This window comes from Variovorax sp. J31P207 (assembly GCF_030316965.1).
Classification (GTDB): Bacteria; Pseudomonadota; Gammaproteobacteria; order Burkholderiales; family Burkholderiaceae_C; genus Variovorax; species Variovorax ginsengisoli_B.
In genome coordinates this window covers 523,539-541,223 of record NZ_JASZYN010000003.1, presented here as the reverse complement: position 1 = coordinate 541,223, position 17,685 = coordinate 523,539, and the positions used below count along the sequence as shown (strand labels likewise).

Below are 17,685 nucleotides of genomic sequence, written 5' to 3'. Positions count from 1 at the left end.
GGGCATGAACTCCATGGCCCCGCCCAGCGACGCGATCGCCGCCGTCACCCACGGCAACCCCTACCCCTGGTACGCCGGCCTGCGCAGCGGTCCGGCGCTGGTCTTCGACCCGAGGCTGAAGCTCTGGATCGCCAGCCGCGCCGAGGTGCTGCACGAGATCTTCGCCAACGATGCGCTGCGCGTGCGGCCGGCGGCCGAGGCGGTGCCACGCGCCATCGCGGGCACGCCGGCCGGTGAGCTGTTCGGCCTGCTGGTCCGCATGAACGACGGCGCGCTGCACACGGCCCACAAGCCGCTGCTGCAGCGCGCGCTCGCGGGCGTCGACCTCGAAGCGGCGCATGCGGCCACGCTGCGCGTCGCCGCAGCGATGCCCGCCATGACGCTGGCCGACCGGGCCTTCGCGCTGCCGGTCAGCGCGGTCGCGCACCTGCTCGGCTTCGCCGACGGCGAACTGCCGCAGGTCGCGCAATGGACGCGCGACTTCGTCGCCTGTCTCTCGCCCCTGTCGACCGACGGCCAGCTGGCGTCGGCGAGCGTCGCCGCGGCCCGGCTCATGGACCGCTTCGAAGGGCTGGTCGCTGCCCGGCCGGCCCGCCACGGCAGCCTGCTCGCCACCGTGCAGGCCGACGCGCCGGCGCCCCTGTCGCGGGCGCTGCGCGCCAACCTGGTGGGCCTGCTGACGCAGACCTGCGAGGCCACGGCCGGGCTGCTGGGCAACGGCCTCGCCGCGCTGGCGCGGGAACCGGGCCTGCGCCGAAAGATCGGCGACCGGCTGACGCTGATGCCTCTATTGGTGGCGGAAGTCGCGCGGCACGACCCCGCGGTCCACAACACACGGCGCTTCGTCGCTGCGCCCACCACGGTCGCCGGCCAGGCGCTGGCGCCGGGCGACGCGGTGCTGCTGGTGCTGGCGGCCGCCAACCGGGACCCGGCGCTCAACCCCGCCCCCGCGACTTTCGAACTGATGCGGACCGACCGGCGCTGCCTGGGCTTCGGCCACGGCCGCCATGCCTGCCCGGGCCAGGCGCTGGCCGGCACCCTCGCGGCCGCCGGCCTCCAGGCGCTGCTGGCCGAGGGGCTCGACACCGATGCGCTGCTGCGGCGCGGCTGGCACTACCGCCCGTCGGTCAACGCGCGGATCCCGGTGTTCCACTAGAGGGGGTGTTCCGGCCAACGCCCGGTGGGGGCGAGAAAGGGCGACGGCGCGGCCCGGCCCCAGCGCAGCGGCAATGCGCCCGGCCGGTGCAGCACCGACACCACCTGCATCCGCAGCAGGCGCTCGGCACCCGCGAAGGCGGCCAGCTCCGGTCCGTCCCAGATCACCTCCGCCCTGACCGCGAGCTGCAGCAGGTCGCCGCGTTCGAAGTCGATGAACAACAGTCCGGCGCGCGGATTCACCGCGATGTTGCCGAGCGTGTTGAAGAACGCGTTGCCGACGAAGTCGGGCGCGGTCAGCGTGCCTTCCCCGCTCACCTGCACGAAGCCCGGCCGGCCGCCCCGGTGCGAGACGTCCACCCCCTGCGCCGCGCCGCCCCGTCCGGCCGACGGATGTGCCGTCGCGATGAAGAAGGTGTCGGCCTCGCCGATCAGCCGCCGCGCCGCGGCATCGAGGCGGTCGGTCCACTGCGGCGCCGCGGCCGCCGGCGCGCCTTCGACGAAGACCGGCTCGCGCGCCTGGATGTACTTGGGGCAGTTGCCGAAGCTCTGCTGCACGTCGACCGAGAAGCCGGCGCCATCCACGCTCGCCACCACGCCGTTCATCCGATTGCGCCGGCGCGTGTGCGGCTCGATGCCGAGCAGGCCGATCGGCGCGGCGGGCGCCAGGGCCTGCGCCAGCGGATCGCCGTCCGCGGGCAAGGCGTCGATGCGCAAGCGCCGCGGGTCGGGCGAATGCGCGAAGCCCGGCGGCGCCGCCAGCACGCTGGCCCACGGCTGCGAAGCGGCATCCAGGCTGCCGACGACCAGGAACGGCAACTGGACGAAGAAGTCCCGGTGCTGGTCGGGCATATGGTCGCGCAGCACGCGCGCGCCGAAGGCCTCCATCCGCTCGCGCACACCGGCGAGCGTCTGCATCGCGCGTTCGCCCTCGTGCCAGGGGGTCGCGGCCGCGTTCATGCGGCCAGCCCGATGCGCGAGGCCGCCATCGGCACGAAGCCCGGCAGCGCCTCGATCCGCGCCAGCCAGGCGCGCACCCGAGGATAGGCCTCGAGCGAGACATTACCTTCCGGCGCATGGGCCACGTAGGTGTAGTTGGCGATGTCGGCCAGGGTGGCGGACTCTCCTGCGAGGAACGGACGCCGCGACAGTTCACGCTCCATCACGCGCAGCAGGTCGTGCGAACGCGCAATCACCTCGCCCGGGTCCCGCGCCAGGCCGAACAGCACGATCACCCGGGCCACCGCCGGGCCGGCCGCGAGCTGGCCGGCGGCCACCGACAGCCAGCGCTGAACCTGCGCCGCGGCGAGCGGATCGCGCGGATACCAGCGCGCCGGGTCGGCCGCATAGCGCTCGTTGAGGTAGACCATGATCGCGTTCGAATCGCACACGGTGACCTCGCCGTCCTCGATCACCGGCACTTGGCCGAAGGCGTTGCGTTCCAGGAAGTCGGGGCGCTTGTGCTCGCCCGCCCCCAGATCGACTTCGACGGTCTCGAACGGCAGTCCGAGCAGCGAGAGGAACAGCCGGACCCGGTGCGAGTGGCCGGAAATCGGCGAACTGTGGACCTTGATGGGTGCGGCGGGACGGGGTGCGGTCATGGGCTTCTCCTGGATGGGTGGGGGATGCCGCCATTCTTGTTTGTTCCCCCTCACGAAGTAATGGCCTCACCTGCATTTGACTGCTGCGTTTTCCGGTTTAATCGGCCCATGGACCGCCTCAAAGCCATGCAGACCTTCGTGCAGATCGCCGACCAAGGCAGCCTGACCCGGGCCGCGGATGCGCTGGGCAGCTCGCTGCCGGCGGTGGTGCGCGCGCTGGCAGCCCTCGAAACGCACCTGGGCGTGCGCCTGTTCCACCGCACCACGCGCCGCATCTCGCTGACCGAGGAGGGCCGCAGCTACCTGCACAGCGCGCGCGAGGTGCTGGCCGCCGCCGACGCCGCCGACCGCGCGCTCACGCTCGACGCGGCCGAGCCCGCCGGCCATCTCACGGTCACGGCGCCGGTGCTGTTCGGCCACATGTACGTGGCGCCGGCCATCGTGCGCTTCCTGCAGCGCCATGCGCGCATGCGCTGCAGCGTGCTGCTCCACGATCGCCCGGTGAACCTGCTCGAGGAGGGCGTCGATGTCGGCATCCGCATCAGCGCACTGGAAGACTCCTCGCTGGTCGCCCAGCAACTCGGCAGCATCCGTCGCGTGGTGGTCGCGAGCCCGGACTGGCTGCGCGCGAACGGCCGCCCCGCGCATCCGCGCGATCTGGCGCGCGCCAACTGCGTCTGCGTGCTGCCGAACACGTCCGGGCAATGGATGTTCCGCGAGAACGGCCGGCCGCTGCCGGTGGCGGTCAAGGGCAACATCGAGTTCAACCACATCGCACCGGCGATCGAGACCTGCGCCGCGGGCGTGGGCTGCGGCATGTTCCTGTCCTACCAGGTGCTGCCCCTGGTGGCCCAGGGCCGGCTCGAGATCTTGCTCGAGGGCTTCGAGGCGCCGCCCCGGCCGGTGAGCGTGATCTACCCGCACGCCCGGCTGCTGCCCGCGCGCACGCGTGCCTTCATCGACTGGATGAAGACCGAGTTCGACGGCCTGGCGCTCTGACCGGACCCGGCCAGCCCATGCGCCACAATGCCGCCGTGCCGCCACCCCTCTTCCAAGCCCGCCACCTTCGCAAGCGCTACGGCACCGCCACCGTGGTGGACGACCTCTCGTTCGAGATCGCACCCGGCGAATGCCTCGGCGTGATCGGCCCCAACGGCGCCGGCAAGACCACCACCATCCGCATGTGCCTCGGGCTCACGGCGCCCGACGAAGGCAGCATCGAGGCACTCGGCGGCCTGTCGATGCCGCGCGATGCGCGCGCCATCAAGGCGCAGCTGGGCGTGGTGAGCCAGTTCGACACGCTCGACCCCGACTTCAGCTGCGCCGAGAACCTGATGGTCTATGCGCGCTACTTCGGCATGCGCCGGCGCGAGATCGCGCCGCGCATCCCGCAGCTGCTCGAGTTCGCCGCGCTCTCGCACAAGGCCGATGCCAAGCCGGGCGAGCTCTCGGGCGGCATGCGCAGGCGGCTGTCGCTGGCGCGCGCGCTGGTCAACGATCCGAAGCTGCTGATGCTCGACGAGCCCACCACCGGGCTCGACCCGCAGGCGCGGCACCTGATGTGGGAGCGGCTGCAAGTGTTGCTGCAGCAGGGCAAGTCGATCCTGCTGACGACCCACTTCATGGACGAGGCCGAGCGCCTGTGCTCGCGGCTGCTGGTGCTCGACCATGGCCGCAAGATCGCCGAAGGGCGGCCGCGCGACCTGATCGCCGAGCACCTCGAACCCGACGTGGTCGAGTTGTACGGCGACGGCGCGCTCGAGCTCGCGCAGTCGCCGCTGAAGGACTTCGCGGCCCGGGTCGAGGTCAGCGGCGAGACCGTGTTCTTCTACACCCAGGATGCGCGCGGGCTGATGGCGGCCCTGGGCGACCGCAGCGGCCTGCGCACCTTCCACCGGCCGGCCAATCTCGAGGACCTGTTCCTCAAGCTCACCGGCCGCCAGATCCGCGAGGACGGCTAGGGCGTGTTCACACTATTTCCAGGGTCGCGAAGGCATGCCAAGGCGGGCCAATCAAGGCGCACGTCGCCGCATGTGCGTTGGCACATGCAAGGAGTGCAACGCGGAGTGGCACGCCTTGGCATGCCTTCCCTTCGGGTTGCCCGGCCAAGGGGCTGGATGCAAGGCGCCCGCGCGCAGCAAGGCTTTGGCCTTGCAAGCGCGGGCAACGCCGCAGACGGCCCCTTGGCCGGGCAACGCGATCCCTGGAAATAATGTGAACACGCCCTAATGAGCTCGAACGCAATGATCACTTCCGTGGCCGCGGCGCCTTCAGTCTGGCGACCGCCCGAACTCTCGATGCGCTGGTGGCCGGTGTTCCTGCGCAACCTGCTGGTGTGGCGCAAGCTGGCGATCCCGAGCCTGATCGGCAACATCGCCGAGCCGCTGATCTGGCTGGTGGCCTTCGGCTACGGCATGGGCGCGCTGGTCGGCGAGGTGCAGGTCGGTGGCACCGCCGTGCCGTACATCCTGTTCCTGGCCAGCGGCTCGGTCTGCATGAGCGCGATGAACGCGGCCTCGTTCGAGGCGCTCTACTCGGCCTTCTCGCGCATGCACGTGCAGAAGACCTGGGACGGCATCATGAACGCGCCGGTCGGGCTCGACGACGTGGTGCTGGCCGAGATGCTGTGGGCCGGCTTCAAGGCGATCTTCACCACCACCGCGATCATGCTGGTGATGCTGGCGCTGGGCATCAGCCACAGCCCGAAGCTGGTGGTCGCGTGGTTCGTGCTGGTCGGGGTCGGCATCACCTTCTCGTGCATCGCGCTGATCTTCAATGCGCTGGCCAAGGGCTACGACTTCTTCACCTACTACTTCACCTTGTTCATGACGCCGATGATGTTCCTGTCGGGCGTCTTCTTTCCGCTCGAGCAGTTGCCGGGCGTGGTGCGCGCGGTCGCCGCCTGGCTGCCGCTGTCCAATGCGGTGGCGCTGGTGCGGCCGCTCTTCATGGACCAGTGGCCGGCCGACTGGTGGCTGCATGCGCTGGTGCTGGTGGCCTACACGGTGGCGGCCTACTGGGTCGCCCTGGGATTGACCCGAAAACGCTTCAGGGCCTGACTCGGCTTGTCTCATGCGTGACTGCAAACCAGGCCTGCGCTGTTAGGGTCCGGTCACAACGAGGAGACGACATGAACCGCATCCTGAGCGGCGCCCTGCTGGCGGCCACACTCGCATTCGGCGCCTGCACCACCACCGCGCCGCCGCTGACCCGTCCCGCCGCCTGGGCACCGCCCGAGGCGATCGTCGCGCCCTCGTCCTTCGCCGGCGTGCACGGCCTCGCGATCGACGGCAAGGGCCGGCTGCTGGCCGGCTCGGTGGTCGGCAACACCCTGTGGGAGGTCGACCGCCAGAGCGGCGCCGCCCGCGTGCTGGTCAACGCCCCCGAGGGCCAGGCCGACGACATCGCGGTCGGCCCCAAGGGCGAGCTGGCCTGGACCAACTACCTCGTGGGCGCGCTGCGCATGCGCGACAGCGACACGGCGCCGATGCGCGTGGTCGCCAAGGACCTGCCGGGCCTCAACTCGCTGGACTTCGACCGCCGCAACGGCAAGCTCTATGCGTCGCAGGTGTTCCTCGGCGACGCCCTGTGGGAGATCGACCCCGCCGGCCAGAAGCCGCCGCGCCTGATCAAGAAGGACATGGGCGGCTTCAACGGCTTCGAGGTCGGGCCCGACGGCATGCTCTACGGCCCGCTGTGGTTCAAGGGCCAGGTGGTGAAGATCGATCCGGCCAACGGCGCCATGACCGTGATCGCCGACGGCTTCAAGATCCCGGCGGCCGCCAACCTCGACGGCAAGGGCAACCTGTGGGTGGTCGACGCCCGCAGCGGCGAACTGGTGCGGGTCGATCTCGCGAGCGGCCGCAAGACAGTCGCCAGGCAGCTCAAGCCCTCGCTCGACAACCTGGCGATCGCGCCCGAAGGCACGATCTACGTCTCGAACATGGCCGACAACTCGGTCGAGGCCTTCAACCCCGCGACCGGCGAACTGCGGCTGCTCACCGGCGGCAAGCTGGCGGTTCCGGCGGGCCTCAAGATCGACGGCAACGACCTCTGGGTGGCGGACATCTTCGGCTTCCGCCAGGTCGACGCCACCACCGGGGCGGTGCGCGACGTCTTCCGCATGCAGCGCGACCCCGAACTCGAATACCCGTTCGCGGTCGGCCTGTCGGCCACGCACTTCGCGCTCACCTCCTGGTTCACGGGCACGGTGCAGCTGGTCGACCGCAAGACGCTCAAGACCACCGGCATGCTGCACGGGCTGAAGGCACCGGTCGATGCGATCCCGATGGCCGACGGCAGCGTGATCTATGCCGAGATCGCGACCGGCAGCGTGACCCGCGCCAGCGGCCCCAAGTTCGAGGACCGGCAGGTGCTGGCCAGCGGCCTCGGCGGCCCGGTGCAAATGATCCTCGGCCGCGACGGCGCCCTCTACGTGACCGAGGCCGCAGGCAAGCTGACCCGCATCCCGCTCGACGCCAGTGCGCCGCTGCGCCCGGTGGCCGAAGGGCTGGCGATGCCCGAAGGCGTGGCGCAGACGCCGTGGGGCAGCTTCATCGTGGCCGAGACTGCAGCCCGTCGCCTGGTCGAGATCGACCCGGTCGGCGGCAGCCGTCGCACCGTGGCCGACAACCTGCCGATCGGCCTCGAGCCCGGGCCCGGCATGCCGCCGCCCTACGTGCCCACCGGCGTGGCGGTCGGCAGCGACGGCACGATCTACATGACGGCCGACCGCAACAACGCGCTGTACCGGATCCGGCCGCAGCGCTGACGCCCGGGCCGCCGGGAGGTCATTCGCTGCAGTAGGCGGTGAAGGCCGTCACCAGGTGCGCGAAGGTGGCGCGCACGCGGCGGATGCGGCGCAGGTCCTCGTGCATCGTGATCCAGGTCTCGAAGCCGAAGTCGATGGCCTCCGGCAGCACCGCGACCAGCGCCGGGTCGCGCCGCGCGATCGCCTTCTGGCAGAAGCCGATGCCGAGGCCGGCGCGGATCGCGCTCAGCTGGGCCAGGTGGCTGTCGGTGCGGCAGCTGAAGTTCTGCCTCGGCGGCCGCAAGCCCAGTGCGCCCAGGGCACGCAGGTCGGCCACCTCGCGGTCCGGGCCGATCAGCGCAAAGCGGCCCAGGTCGTCCAGGTTCGCCGGCGTGCCGTTCTGCCGCAGGTAGTCGGCGCTGGCGAACAGGCCCAGCGCGACGACGCCGGCCCGCGTGGCGACCATCGCGGCCTGCGTGGGGCGCACCATGCGCACCGCGATGTCGGCCTCCTGGCGCAGCAGGTCCTCGTTGCGGTTGGTCAGGCTGAGTTCGAACACCAGCCCCGGCTGGGCCGCCCGCAGCCCGGCGAGCATCGCCGGCAGCACCTCGACACCGACCATCTCGCTGGCGGTGATGCGCACCGTGCCGCGCACGGCATCGGTGTCGGCCGAGGCGGCCCGCGCGAAGGCATCGGCCGCGGCCGCCATCGCCTCGGCGTGGCCGCCGAGTTCGCGCGCGGCGTCGGTCGGCGACAGGCCGCCGGGCGAACGGGTGAAGAGGGCGACGCCGATCGAGCGCTCCAGCGCCTCGAGCCGGCGCCGCACCGTCGGCTGCGCGACCCCCAGCGCGCGCGCCGCCGCCGACAGGCTGCCGCCCCGCAGTACGGCGAGAAAGGCGCGCTGGCTCTCCCAGTCCAATGGATTCAGGCTCATACATTTCATACTAGCTGATAGCACCGCCATGACAATTGTGCTTATCGATGCCGCGGCCAAGAATCGATGCCTCAACACCAGGAATCGACATGAAACAAGCAACGGCATTGGTGCTCGGCGCGACGGGCGGAATCGGCGGCGAAACGGCGGCGGCGCTGCTGCGGCGCGGCTGGCAGGTGCGGGCGCTGGCGCGCGACCCGGCCCGGGCGGCGGCGCAATGGCCCGCCGGCACGGCGAGGCCGCAATGGGTGGCCGGCGACGCGATGGACGCCGACAGCGTCATCGCCGCGGCCCACGGCGCCTCGCTGATCGTCCATGCGGTCAACCCGCCCGGCTACCGCCACTGGGGTTCGCTGGTGCTGCCGATGATCGACAGCACGATCCGCGCGGCCGAAGCCTCGGGTGCGCGCATCGTGCTGCCCGGCACGGTCTACAACTACGGGCCCGACGCCTTTCCCTTCATCGCCGAGGACGCCCCGCAGCATCCGCGCACCCGCAAGGGCGCGATCCGGGTACAGATGGAACAGCGGCTGCGCGCAGCGGCCGACCGCGGCGTGCGCACGCTGATCGTTCGGGCCGGCGACTTCTTCGGCCCGCGTGCCGGCAACAACTGGTTCTCCCAGGGCCTGGTCAAGCCCGGCCGGCCGCTGGCCGCGATCGGCGATCCGGCGCGGCCCGGTGTCGGCCACCAGTGGGCCTACCTGCCGGATGTCGCCGAGACCATCGCCCAGCTGGTCGAGCGCGACACTGCGCTGCAGCCTTTCGACAGCTTCCACATGGGCGGCCACTGGGACGCCGACGGCACCCGGATGCAAGCCGCGATCCGCCGCGCCAGCGGCCGGCCCGGGCTGCCGCTGCGGCGCTTCCCGTGGGGGCTGATGGCGTTGGCGTCGCCCTTCGTGCCGCTGCTGCGCGAGCTGCGCGAAATGCGCTACCTGTGGCAGCAGCCGGTGCGGCTGGACAACGCGCGGCTGCTGGCGCTGCTCGGCAGCGAGCCGCACACCGCGCTCGACACTGCGGTCGGCGCCACGCTGGAAGGCCTCGGCTGCCTGGCACCCCGAAGCGGAGCGCTCGCGGCCGGCCACCCCTAGCCACTTGCCGCAAGCGCGGCAGGCCGGCTCGCCCTAGAGTGGCCGACGATGACCGCAGCCACGACCGGAGACCGGACTTGAACTACACGCACGAACACCTCGAGATCCAGAAGACGATGCGCCGCTTCATCGACGAGCGGATCAATCCGCACGTCGATGCCTGGGAGGCCGAAGAGGCCTTCCCGGCGCACGAGGTGTTCGCCGGCCTCGGCGCGCTCGGCCTGCTCGGACTCAACAAGCCCGAGGCCTACGGCGGCGCCGGCCTCGACTATTCCTACGCCATGGCGCTGGCCGAGGCGCTCGGCCACGTGCGCTGCGGCGGGGTGCCGATGGCCATCGGCGTGCAGACCGACATGTGCACCCCGGCGCTGGCGCGTTTCGGCAGCGACGAACTGCGCCGCGAATTCCTGGCGCCGGCCATCGCCGGCCAGACCGTCGGCTGCATCGGCGTCAGCGAGCCGGGCGCCGGCAGCGACGTCGCCGGCCTCAAGAGCCATGCCCGCAAGGACGGCGGCGACTACCTCATCAGCGGCCAGAAGATGTGGATCACCAACAGCCTGCAGGCCGACTGGATGTGCATGCTGGTCAACACCAGCGACGGCCCGGTGCACCGCAACAAGTCGCTCGTGATGGTGCCCATGGACAGCCCCGGCATCGAGAAGGCGCAGAAGATCCGCAAGATCGGCATGCATTCGAGCGACACCGGCCTGATCTACTTCGACGAGGTGCGGGTGCCGCAGCGCTATCGCATCGGCGAGGAGGGCCAGGGCTTCGTCTACCAGATGCAGCAGTTCCAGGAAGAGCGCCTGTGGTGCGCGGCGAGCTCGCTGGTGCCGCTCGACGACTGCATCGCCGAGACCATCGAATGGGCCCAGCAGCGCAAGCTCTTCGGCGGCACGCTGGCCGACCAGCAATGGGTGCAGTTCAAGCTGGCCGAGCTCAAGACCGAGGTCGAGGCCCTGCGCGCCCTCACCTACCGGGCCTGCGACCTGCACGTGCAGGGTCAGGACGTCACCGAACTGGCCTCGATGGCCAAGCTCAAGACCGGCCGACTCACGCGCGAGGTGGCCGACACCTGCCTGCAGTTCTGGGGCGGCATGGGCTTCACCTGGGACAACCGGGTCTCGCGCCTGTACCGCGACGGCCGGCTGGCCTCGATTGGCGGCGGTGCCGACGAAGTGATGCTGGGCATCCTCGCGAAGACGATGGGTATCGCCAAGCGGCCGCCGCGCGAGTGACGGCGGCGGCGCGGCCGTGGAGAATCGGGCGCATGCACGCGCGTCCGCCCCCGACATCGCACAGCGTCCAGCACCCCGCCCTGCGCACACGCGACGGCAGCGAAGCCAAGGTCAGGTACGAAGAGCTGTTCTTCGATCTGGTCTATGTCTTCGCAGTCACCCAGCTGTCGCACTACCTGCTGGGCCACCTGACGCCACTCGGCGCACTCGAGACGCTGCTGCTCTGGTTCGCGGTCTGGCTGGGCTGGCAATACACCTGCTGGGTGACCAACTGGTTCGACCCCCGGTCGGCGCCGATCCGGCTCATGCTGTTCGGCGTGATGCTGGCCGGACTGGTGATGTCGGCCGCCATCCCCCGCGCCTTCGCGGAGCGCGCGCAGGTCTTCGCCGCCGCCTTCGTGGCCATCCAGGTCGGCCGCTCGCTGTTCATCTGCCTCCTGCTGCCCCGGCACCACGTGCTGGCCGCGAACTTCCGGCGCATCCTCGGCTGGAACTGCATCGCCGCGGTGTTCTGGATCGCGGGCGCAATGAACGCCGGGCCGGCCCGCATGGCCTGCTGGGCCGTGGCGATCGCCTGCGAGTACGTCTCGCCGATGTTCGGCTTCCGCCTGCCCGGGCTCGGGCGCTCGCGCACCGCCGACTGGACCATCGAGGGCGGCCACCTGGCCGAGCGCTGCCAGCTTTTCGTCATCATGGCGCTGGGCGAATCGATCCTGCTGACCGGCGACACCTTCGCCAAGACCCACACGCTCGGCAGCCTCTCGACGGTCGCCTTCCTGAGCGCCTTCGCCGGCAGCCTGGCAATGTGGTGGCTGTACTTCGACACCAGCAGCGAGCACGGCAGCCACGTGATCGCGCATGCCGACGACCCGGGCCGCCTCGGCGCCTACTTCCACTACGTGCACGTGCTGATCGTCGGCGGCATCATCGTCACCGCCGTCGGCAACGAACTCGTGATCGCCCATCCGCACGGCCACATGGCGCTGCCGGAGCTGATCGTGATGCTCGGAGCACCCCTGGCCTACCTGCTCGGCAACGGGCTCTACAAGCGGATCGTGTACGGCGCCTTCCCGGCCTCGCACGCGGTCGGAATGGCGGCCACCGCGGCGCTGGCGGTCGCTGCGCCGCGGCTCGACCTGCTGGCCATGAACGTGCTGACCACCGCGGTGGTCCTGGCGGTGGCCGCCTGGGACACCTACCGTTCGCGCGCCGCCGTGCCGGCCGGCGCCTGAAGCGCGCGCAGCTTGTCCTTCTTGCTCGGCCGCTTGCCCTTGATGCCGCCGGTGCCCGGCTCGCCCGCCGGCGCGGGCGACGGCGCCTCGGCCGGCTCGAAGCCGACCACCCGCTCGCGCGGCACGTTGAGGCCCTGGCGCTTCTCGATCAGCCTGAAGTGCGCTTCGGTGGCCGCGCTCACGAAGCTCACCGCGACGCCGCTGGCGCCGGCCCGGCCGGTGCGGCCGATGCGGTGCACGTAGTCGACCGCCGAGCGCGGCAGGTCGTAGTTGACCACCACCGGCAGCTGCGCGACATCGATGCCGCGGGCCGCCAGGTCGGTGGCGACCACCACCTGTACCCGGGAGGCCTTGAAATCGGCCAGCACCTGCGTGCGCTTGCCCTGGCTCAGCAGGCCATGGAAGGGCTCGGCCTCGACCCCGGCGCGGCGCAGCTTGTCGGCCACCATCTCGGCGCCATGCTTGGTGGCGACGAAGACCAGCACGCGCGTCCAGCCGCTGCCCTTGACCAGCTGGCGCAGCAGCTGGGTGCGGCGTCCGGCATCGACCTCGATCGCCCGCTGCTGGATGGCGGCGGGCTCGCCGACCGGATCGTCCTGCGCTTCGACGCGCACCGGGTCGCTCAGCAGACGCTCGGCCAGCGACTGGATCGCCGGCGGGAAGGTGGCGGAGAACAGCAGGTTCTGGCGCCGCTCGGGCAAGAGCGCCAGGATGCGCCCGAGTTCCTCGGCAAAGCCGAGGTCGAACAACCGGTCGGCCTCGTCGAGCACCAGCATCGACACCGACGACAGCCGCAGCGCGCGATGGTCGAGCAGGTCGAGCAGGCGCCCGGGCGTGGCGATCATGACGTCGGCACCGCCGCGCAGCGCCATCATCTGCGGATTGATCGAGACACCGCCGAAGGCCACCGCGATGCGCATCGGCACCGGCAACTGCTGCGCCAGGCTGCGCATCGATTCGCCCACCTGCGCCGCCAGCTCGCGGGTCGGCACCAGGACCAGCGCCTGAAGCCGGCGCGGCTGATGGCGCCCGGCGCCCGCGAGGCGCTGCAGCAGGGGCAGCGAGAATGCGGCCGTCTTGCCGGATCCGGTCCGGGCGGCGCCCAGCAGGTCGCGGCCCTGCAGGATCGCCGGAATGGCCGCCACCTGGATGGCCGTGGGCGCGAGGTAGCCCTTGTCGGTGGCGGCCCGCACCAGGGAAGGATCGAGTCCCAGCGAATGGAATGGCATGAGCGGAGGGCCCCGCGAGGGGCCTGTGAACGAACGGGCGGCAACTGCCGCGGAGATCGAGGAGCATAGCCACCATGAACCCGGAAGACCTGGAAAAGCTCGTGAGCCGCGAAATGCCCTTCGGCAAGTACAAGGGCCGCCTGATCGCCGACCTGCCCGGCAACTACCTCACCTGGTTCGCCCGCGAAGGCTTCCCGCCCGGCGAGATCGGCCGCCTGCTGGGCCTGATGCACGAGATCGACCACAACGGCCTGAAAGCGCTCCTGAACCCCCTGCGCCGCCGTCCCCCGGGTTGATTTCGTCTCTTTTTTTGCGTTGCAGCATCAAATAGCCTGAAATTTCAAGAAGAAATTTACCCAAAAGTTCCTTTGTGCATGACAATGCCGAAGCGTTTCGGGCAATTCCATGCCGGATTCGTGAACCGGTGATCGGTCAGTTTCGCGCCACAGCGCCATTTGTTTGTTGTGATTCTGGGACTCCATCGCTTTGTTTTTTTGGTTTGATTAGGAGTCCCTCCATGGGCAAGAAACTCTACGTAGGCAACCTCGCCTACTCCATCCGCGACAACGACCTCGAACAGGCTTTCAGCCAGTACGGCTCGGTCGCCAGCGCCAAGGTCATGATGGAACGCGACAGCGGTCGCTCCAAGGGCTTCGGCTTCGTCGAAATGGGCACCGACGCGGAAGCGCTGGCAGCCATCGAAGGCCTGAACGGCCAAGCACTCGACGGCCGCAGCCTGACCGTCAATGAAGCCCGTCCGATGGAGCCCCGTTCGCCCGGCGGCTTCGGCGGCGGCGGCGGTGGCCGCAGCGGTGGTGGCGGTGGCTACGGCGGCGGCGGTGGTGGCGGCTACGGTGGTGGTGGTGGTGGCAACCGCAGCGGCGGTGGCGGCTACGGCGGCGGCGGCGGTGGCCGCGGCGGCTACTAAGCACCCCTCGGCTTTCAGCTGAAAAAAGGCTCCTTCGGGAGCCTTTTTCGTTGCGGCGCCAGGACCGGCTACGTGGAAGTCCGTACCACCCCGGTCAGCCAGCCGTCAGGCTCCGGCGACGACCCTCGAAGACACACAAAAGAGGGTCGAGACAATGCGCATCAAGAGTCAGGCTGACTTCTATTCAGGGGTCATGTTCACGGCGATAGGGGCGGCGTTTGCCGTCGGCGCCACCACCTACAACATCGGCGACGGGGCCCGCATGGGGCCCGGCTACTTCCCGCTGATGCTGGGCATCCTGCTGGCGGTGCTGGGCGCCGCCGTGATGTTCCAGTCGCTGGTGGTCGAGACCATCGACGGCGACCCGATCGGCAAATGGGCCTGGAAGCCGCTGTTCTTCGTGATCGCCGCCAACCTCGCCTTCGGCGTCCTGCTGGGCGGCCTGCCGAGCATCGGCGTGCCGGCCATGGGCATGATCATCGCGATCTACGCGCTCACCATCATCTCCAGCCTCGCGGGCGAGCACTTCAAGCTGCGCGACGTGCTGGTTCTCTCGACCATCCTGGCGGCAGGCAGCTACGTGGCGTTCATCTGGGCGCTCAAGTTGCAGATCCAGGTCTGGCCCACTTTCATTTCGGGCTGAGGAGACCATCGCCATGGAACTGTTCCACAACCTCGCGATCGGCTTCGGCGTCGCCTTCACCTTCACCAACCTGCTGTACTGCCTGGTCGGTTGTATTCTCGGCACGCTGATCGGCGTGCTGCCCGGCATCGGCCCGGTCGCCACCATCGCGATGCTGCTGCCGGCCACCTATGCGCTGCCGCCGGTGTCGGCCCTGATCATGCTGGCCGGCATCTACTACGGCGCCCAGTACGGCGGCTCCACCACCGCCATCCTGGTCAACCTGCCGGGCGAATCGTCCTCGGTCGTGACCTGCATCGACGGCTATCAGATGGCGCGGCAGGGACGGGCGGGCCCCGCGCTTGCGGCGGCCGGCCTCGGATCCTTCTTCGCCGGCTGCGTCGGCACGCTGATCCTGGCGGCCTTCGCGCCGCCGCTGACCGAACTGGCCTTCAAGTTCGGTCCCGCCGAGTACTTCTCGCTGATGGTGCTGGGCCTGATCGGCGCCGTGGTGCTGGCCTCGGGCTCGCTGCTCAAGGCGGTCGCGATGATCGTGCTGGGGCTCCTGCTCGGCATCGTGGGCACCGACGTCAATTCGGGCGTGGCGCGCTTCAGCTTCGACGTCCCCGAACTGACCGACGGCATCGGCTTCGTGGTCATCGCCATGGGCGTGTTCGGCTACGGCGAAATCATCGGCAACCTGTCGCAGCCGGACGAAGAGCGCGAGGTGTTCACCTCCGAGGTCAAGGGCCTGTTCCCGACCAAGGACGACTTCAAGCGCATGGCGCCCGCCGTGCTGCGCGGCACGGCCCTGGGCTCGGCGCTGGGCATCCTGCCCGGCGGCGGCGCGCTGCTGGCTTCGTTCGCGGCCTACGCGCTCGAGAAGAAGATCCGCATGCGGCCCGGCGAAGTGCCGTTCGGCAAGGGCAACATCCGCGGCGTCGCGTCGCCCGAGTCGGCCAACAACGCCGGCGCCCAGACCTCCTTCATCCCGCTGCTCACGTTGGGCATTCCGCCCAACGCCGTGATGGCGCTGATGGTCGGCGCGATGACGATCCACAACATCCAGCCGGGCCCGCAGGTCATGACCAGCAACCCCGAACTGTTCTGGGGCCTGATCGCCTCGATGTGGATCGGCAACGCGATGCTGATCATCCTGAACCTGCCGCTGATCGGCATGTGGATCAAGCTCCTGACGGTGCCCTACAAGTTCCTGTTCCCGGCGATCGTGCTGTTCTGTGCGATCGGCGTCTACTCGACCAACAACAACACCTTCGACATCTGGATGGTGGCGGCCTTCGGCTTCATCGGCTATCTCTTCATCAAGCTGCGGACCGAGCCGGCGCCGCTGCTGCTGGGCTTCATCCTGGGGCCGATGATGGAAGAGAACCTGCGCCGCGCCCTGCTGCTGTCGCGCGGCAGCTGGGCCGTGTTCGTGACCCGGCCGCTGTCGGCCGGCTTGCTGGTCGCGGCCTGCCTGCTGCTGGGGATCGTGCTGCTGCCGTCGATCAAGGCCAAGCGCGAAGAAGCCTTCGTCGAGGAATAAGCTCTCCCCCAGGTTGGCTCACTTCGTGTAGTCGCCCACACCCTTCCGGGGGCGATACCAGCGGCCCGGCAAAGCCGGTTCCGCGGTATCCCTGGAAGGGCACTCACAAAAAAGCCGCCCAAGGGCGGCTTTTTTGTTTTGCGCTATCTCGCTCTCAAGGTGCCAGGTAATCCGACACCACCTTCCACTTGCCGTCGACGATCTGCGACAGCCGCGACTGGTCGTTGCCGAGCCGCTTGGTGGCGCTGAAGGTCATCTTCGGGCTGCCGAACATGTCGGGCTCGAAGGTGCTGCTGTCCATCGCCTTGATGAAGCTGTCGGTGGTCAGGTTCGGTCCGGCCTTGTTGGCCGCCTGGATGAAGTCCTGGATGATCGAATAGCCGTAGACCGAGAACACGGTCGGGTCCTCGTTGAACTTGGTCTTGTACTTGTTGGCCCAGAAGCGCAGCGGCTGCGACTGCTCGTCGGTGTAGGGGTTCTGCACCGTCATGGTGGCGTAGACGCCGTCCATCGGCTTGCCGCCGAGCTTGTGGATCAGGTCGGTGTAGGCCGCGCTGGACCCGAGGAAGGTCGGGTTGAAGCCGGTCTTGCGGGCCTCGCCCACGGTGCCGATGGTCTCGCGGATGATGGTGCCCAGCACCACCAGGTCGCAGCCGGTCGCCTTCATCTTTGCGACCTGCGACGAGAAGTCGGTGGCGCCGCGCTTGAAGGAGGTCTTCTCCGCCAGCCGCATGCCGATGGCGGTCAGGCCCGCCTCGGCGCCGCGCTGCACCTCGAGGCCGAACTCGTCGTCCTGGTAGATGGTGCAGACGACCTTGGCGCCCTTCTCCTTGACCAGCTTGGGCAGCGCGATGCGGATCTGGTCGTAGTAGGTGGCGGCGAACGAATACTTGAGCCGGTTGAAGGGCTCGTACATCTCGCGCGCGGCGGTGATCGGGAAGAAGTTGACGATGTTCTTCTCGAACTGCACCGGCATCGCCGCCATGTTCTGCGCGGTGCCGATGTGGCCCGCCATGATGAAGATCTTTTCCTGGTTGACCAGCTTCTGCGCCGCCAGCACCGCCTTCTTGGGGTCGTAGCCCGAGTCCTCGACGAAGAGCTTGAGCTTGCGGCCCTGCACGCTGCCCTGCTCGTTGAGTTCGTCCACGGCCAGCTGCATGCCGTTGCGCGACTGCTTGCCGAAGCCGGCCAGCGGCCCCGAGAGATCCTGGATGGTGCCGATGCGGATCTCGTCCTTGCTCACGCCCTGCTGCTGCGCGGCGGCCAGGCCGGAGCCCAGCGCGAGACCGGCCGCGGCGGCCAGGGGGATCAATGTCTGGGTCTTCATACGGAGTCTCCTCTAGGTTGGCGAAAAAACAG

General features: G+C 69.6%; 17 protein-coding genes. 12 read left to right on the top strand and 5 right to left on the bottom strand.

Features of this window, described 5'->3' with window-relative positions; genetic code table 11:
• The first annotated feature begins 4 nt into the window (after positions 1–4).
• A complete protein-coding gene (locus QTI68_RS13880; protein WP_286522087.1) occupies positions 5–1,156 on the top strand; it encodes a cytochrome P450 in 1,152 nt (383 codons plus the stop codon).
• On the opposite strand, the gene QTI68_RS13875 is transcribed toward QTI68_RS13880, so the two are convergent.
• Both QTI68_RS13875 and QTI68_RS13870 read right to left on the bottom strand, forming a co-directional pair.
• Entirely contained in the window at positions 1,153–2,115 is a 963-nt protein-coding gene (locus tag QTI68_RS13875; RefSeq protein WP_286522086.1) for a pyridoxamine 5'-phosphate oxidase family protein, read from the bottom strand. The genes QTI68_RS13880 and QTI68_RS13875 overlap by 4 nt on opposite strands.
• Entirely contained in the window at positions 2,112–2,756 is a 645-nt protein-coding gene (locus QTI68_RS13870; RefSeq protein ID WP_286522085.1) for a glutathione S-transferase family protein, read from the bottom strand. Before QTI68_RS13870 ends, QTI68_RS13875 begins: the two co-directional genes overlap by 4 nt.
• Positions 2,757–2,864: 108 nt before the next feature.
• Between QTI68_RS13870 and QTI68_RS13865 the strand changes: the two genes are divergently transcribed.
• The 4 genes from QTI68_RS13865 to QTI68_RS13850 all read left to right on the top strand — a co-directional run bounded on the left by QTI68_RS13865 (position 2,865) and on the right by QTI68_RS13850 (position 7,527).
• Entirely contained in the window at positions 2,865–3,755 is an 891-nt protein-coding gene (locus QTI68_RS13865) for a LysR family transcriptional regulator (protein ID WP_286522084.1), read from the top strand.
• Between the two features lie 17 nt (positions 3,756–3,772).
• A complete protein-coding gene (locus QTI68_RS13860; RefSeq protein ID WP_286522083.1) occupies positions 3,773–4,717 on the top strand; it encodes an ATP-binding cassette domain-containing protein in 945 nt (314 codons plus the stop codon).
• Positions 4,718–4,999: 282 nt separating this feature from the next.
• A complete protein-coding gene (locus tag QTI68_RS13855) occupies positions 5,000–5,815 on the top strand; it encodes an ABC transporter permease (RefSeq protein ID WP_286522082.1) in 816 nt (271 codons plus the stop codon).
• Between the two features lie 71 nt (positions 5,816–5,886).
• Complete coding sequence (locus tag QTI68_RS13850; protein WP_286522081.1) at positions 5,887–7,527, top strand: NHL repeat-containing protein; 1,641 nt, start codon at positions 5,887–5,889, stop codon at positions 7,525–7,527.
• 19 nt (positions 7,528–7,546) lie between these two features.
• Here QTI68_RS13850 and QTI68_RS13845 read toward each other — a convergent pair whose 3' ends face one another.
• Positions 7,547–8,440, bottom strand: a complete 894-nt coding sequence (locus QTI68_RS13845) for a LysR family transcriptional regulator (RefSeq protein ID WP_286522080.1) — start codon at positions 8,438–8,440, stop codon at positions 7,547–7,549.
• Positions 8,441–8,529: 89 nt separating this feature from the next.
• Here QTI68_RS13845 and QTI68_RS13840 point away from each other — a divergent pair, with 89 nt between their 5' ends.
• The 3 genes from QTI68_RS13840 (at position 8,530) to QTI68_RS13830 (ending at position 12,001) form a co-directional block, all read left to right on the top strand.
• Entirely contained in the window at positions 8,530–9,531 is a 1,002-nt protein-coding gene (locus QTI68_RS13840; protein WP_286522079.1) for an NAD-dependent epimerase/dehydratase family protein, read from the top strand.
• A gap of 77 nt (positions 9,532–9,608) precedes the next feature.
• A complete protein-coding gene (locus QTI68_RS13835; RefSeq protein ID WP_286522078.1) occupies positions 9,609–10,769 on the top strand; it encodes an acyl-CoA dehydrogenase family protein in 1,161 nt (386 codons plus the stop codon).
• A gap of 32 nt (positions 10,770–10,801) precedes the next feature.
• The gene (locus tag QTI68_RS13830) at positions 10,802–12,001 is read left to right on the top strand and encodes a low temperature requirement protein A (RefSeq protein WP_286522077.1); all 1,200 of its coding nucleotides are present in this window, start codon (positions 10,802–10,804) and stop codon (positions 11,999–12,001) included.
• Here QTI68_RS13830 and QTI68_RS13825 read toward each other — a convergent pair.
• A complete protein-coding gene (locus QTI68_RS13825; RefSeq protein WP_286522076.1) occupies positions 11,965–13,230 on the bottom strand; it encodes a DEAD/DEAH box helicase in 1,266 nt (421 codons plus the stop codon). The two genes, QTI68_RS13830 and QTI68_RS13825, sit on opposite strands and share 37 nt — an antisense overlap.
• A 74-nt stretch (positions 13,231–13,304) precedes the next feature.
• Here QTI68_RS13825 and QTI68_RS13820 point away from each other — a divergent pair, with 74 nt between their 5' ends.
• From QTI68_RS13820 to QTI68_RS13805, 4 genes are all read left to right on the top strand, one after another.
• Positions 13,305–13,526: a DUF3820 family protein gene (locus tag QTI68_RS13820; protein WP_286522075.1), complete on the top strand. Its 222-nt coding sequence runs from the start codon at positions 13,305–13,307 to the stop codon at positions 13,524–13,526.
• A gap of 221 nt (positions 13,527–13,747) precedes the next feature.
• Positions 13,748–14,158, top strand: coding sequence for an RNA-binding regulator (gene rbp, locus QTI68_RS13815; protein ID WP_286522074.1), 411 nt, complete (start codon positions 13,748–13,750; stop codon positions 14,156–14,158).
• Positions 14,159–14,312: 154 nt separating this feature from the next.
• Positions 14,313–14,801: a tripartite tricarboxylate transporter TctB family protein gene (locus QTI68_RS13810; protein WP_286522073.1), complete on the top strand. Its 489-nt coding sequence runs from the start codon at positions 14,313–14,315 to the stop codon at positions 14,799–14,801.
• A gap of 13 nt (positions 14,802–14,814) precedes the next feature.
• A complete protein-coding gene (locus QTI68_RS13805; RefSeq protein WP_286506628.1) occupies positions 14,815–16,326 on the top strand; it encodes a tripartite tricarboxylate transporter permease in 1,512 nt (503 codons plus the stop codon).
• Positions 16,327–16,480: 154 nt separating this feature from the next.
• Here the strand turns inward: QTI68_RS13805 and QTI68_RS13800 are convergent, their stop codons facing one another.
• The gene (locus tag QTI68_RS13800) at positions 16,481–17,653 is read right to left on the bottom strand and encodes an ABC transporter substrate-binding protein (protein WP_286522072.1); all 1,173 of its coding nucleotides are present in this window, start codon (positions 17,651–17,653) and stop codon (positions 16,481–16,483) included.
• Positions 17,654–17,685 lie beyond the last annotated feature (32 nt).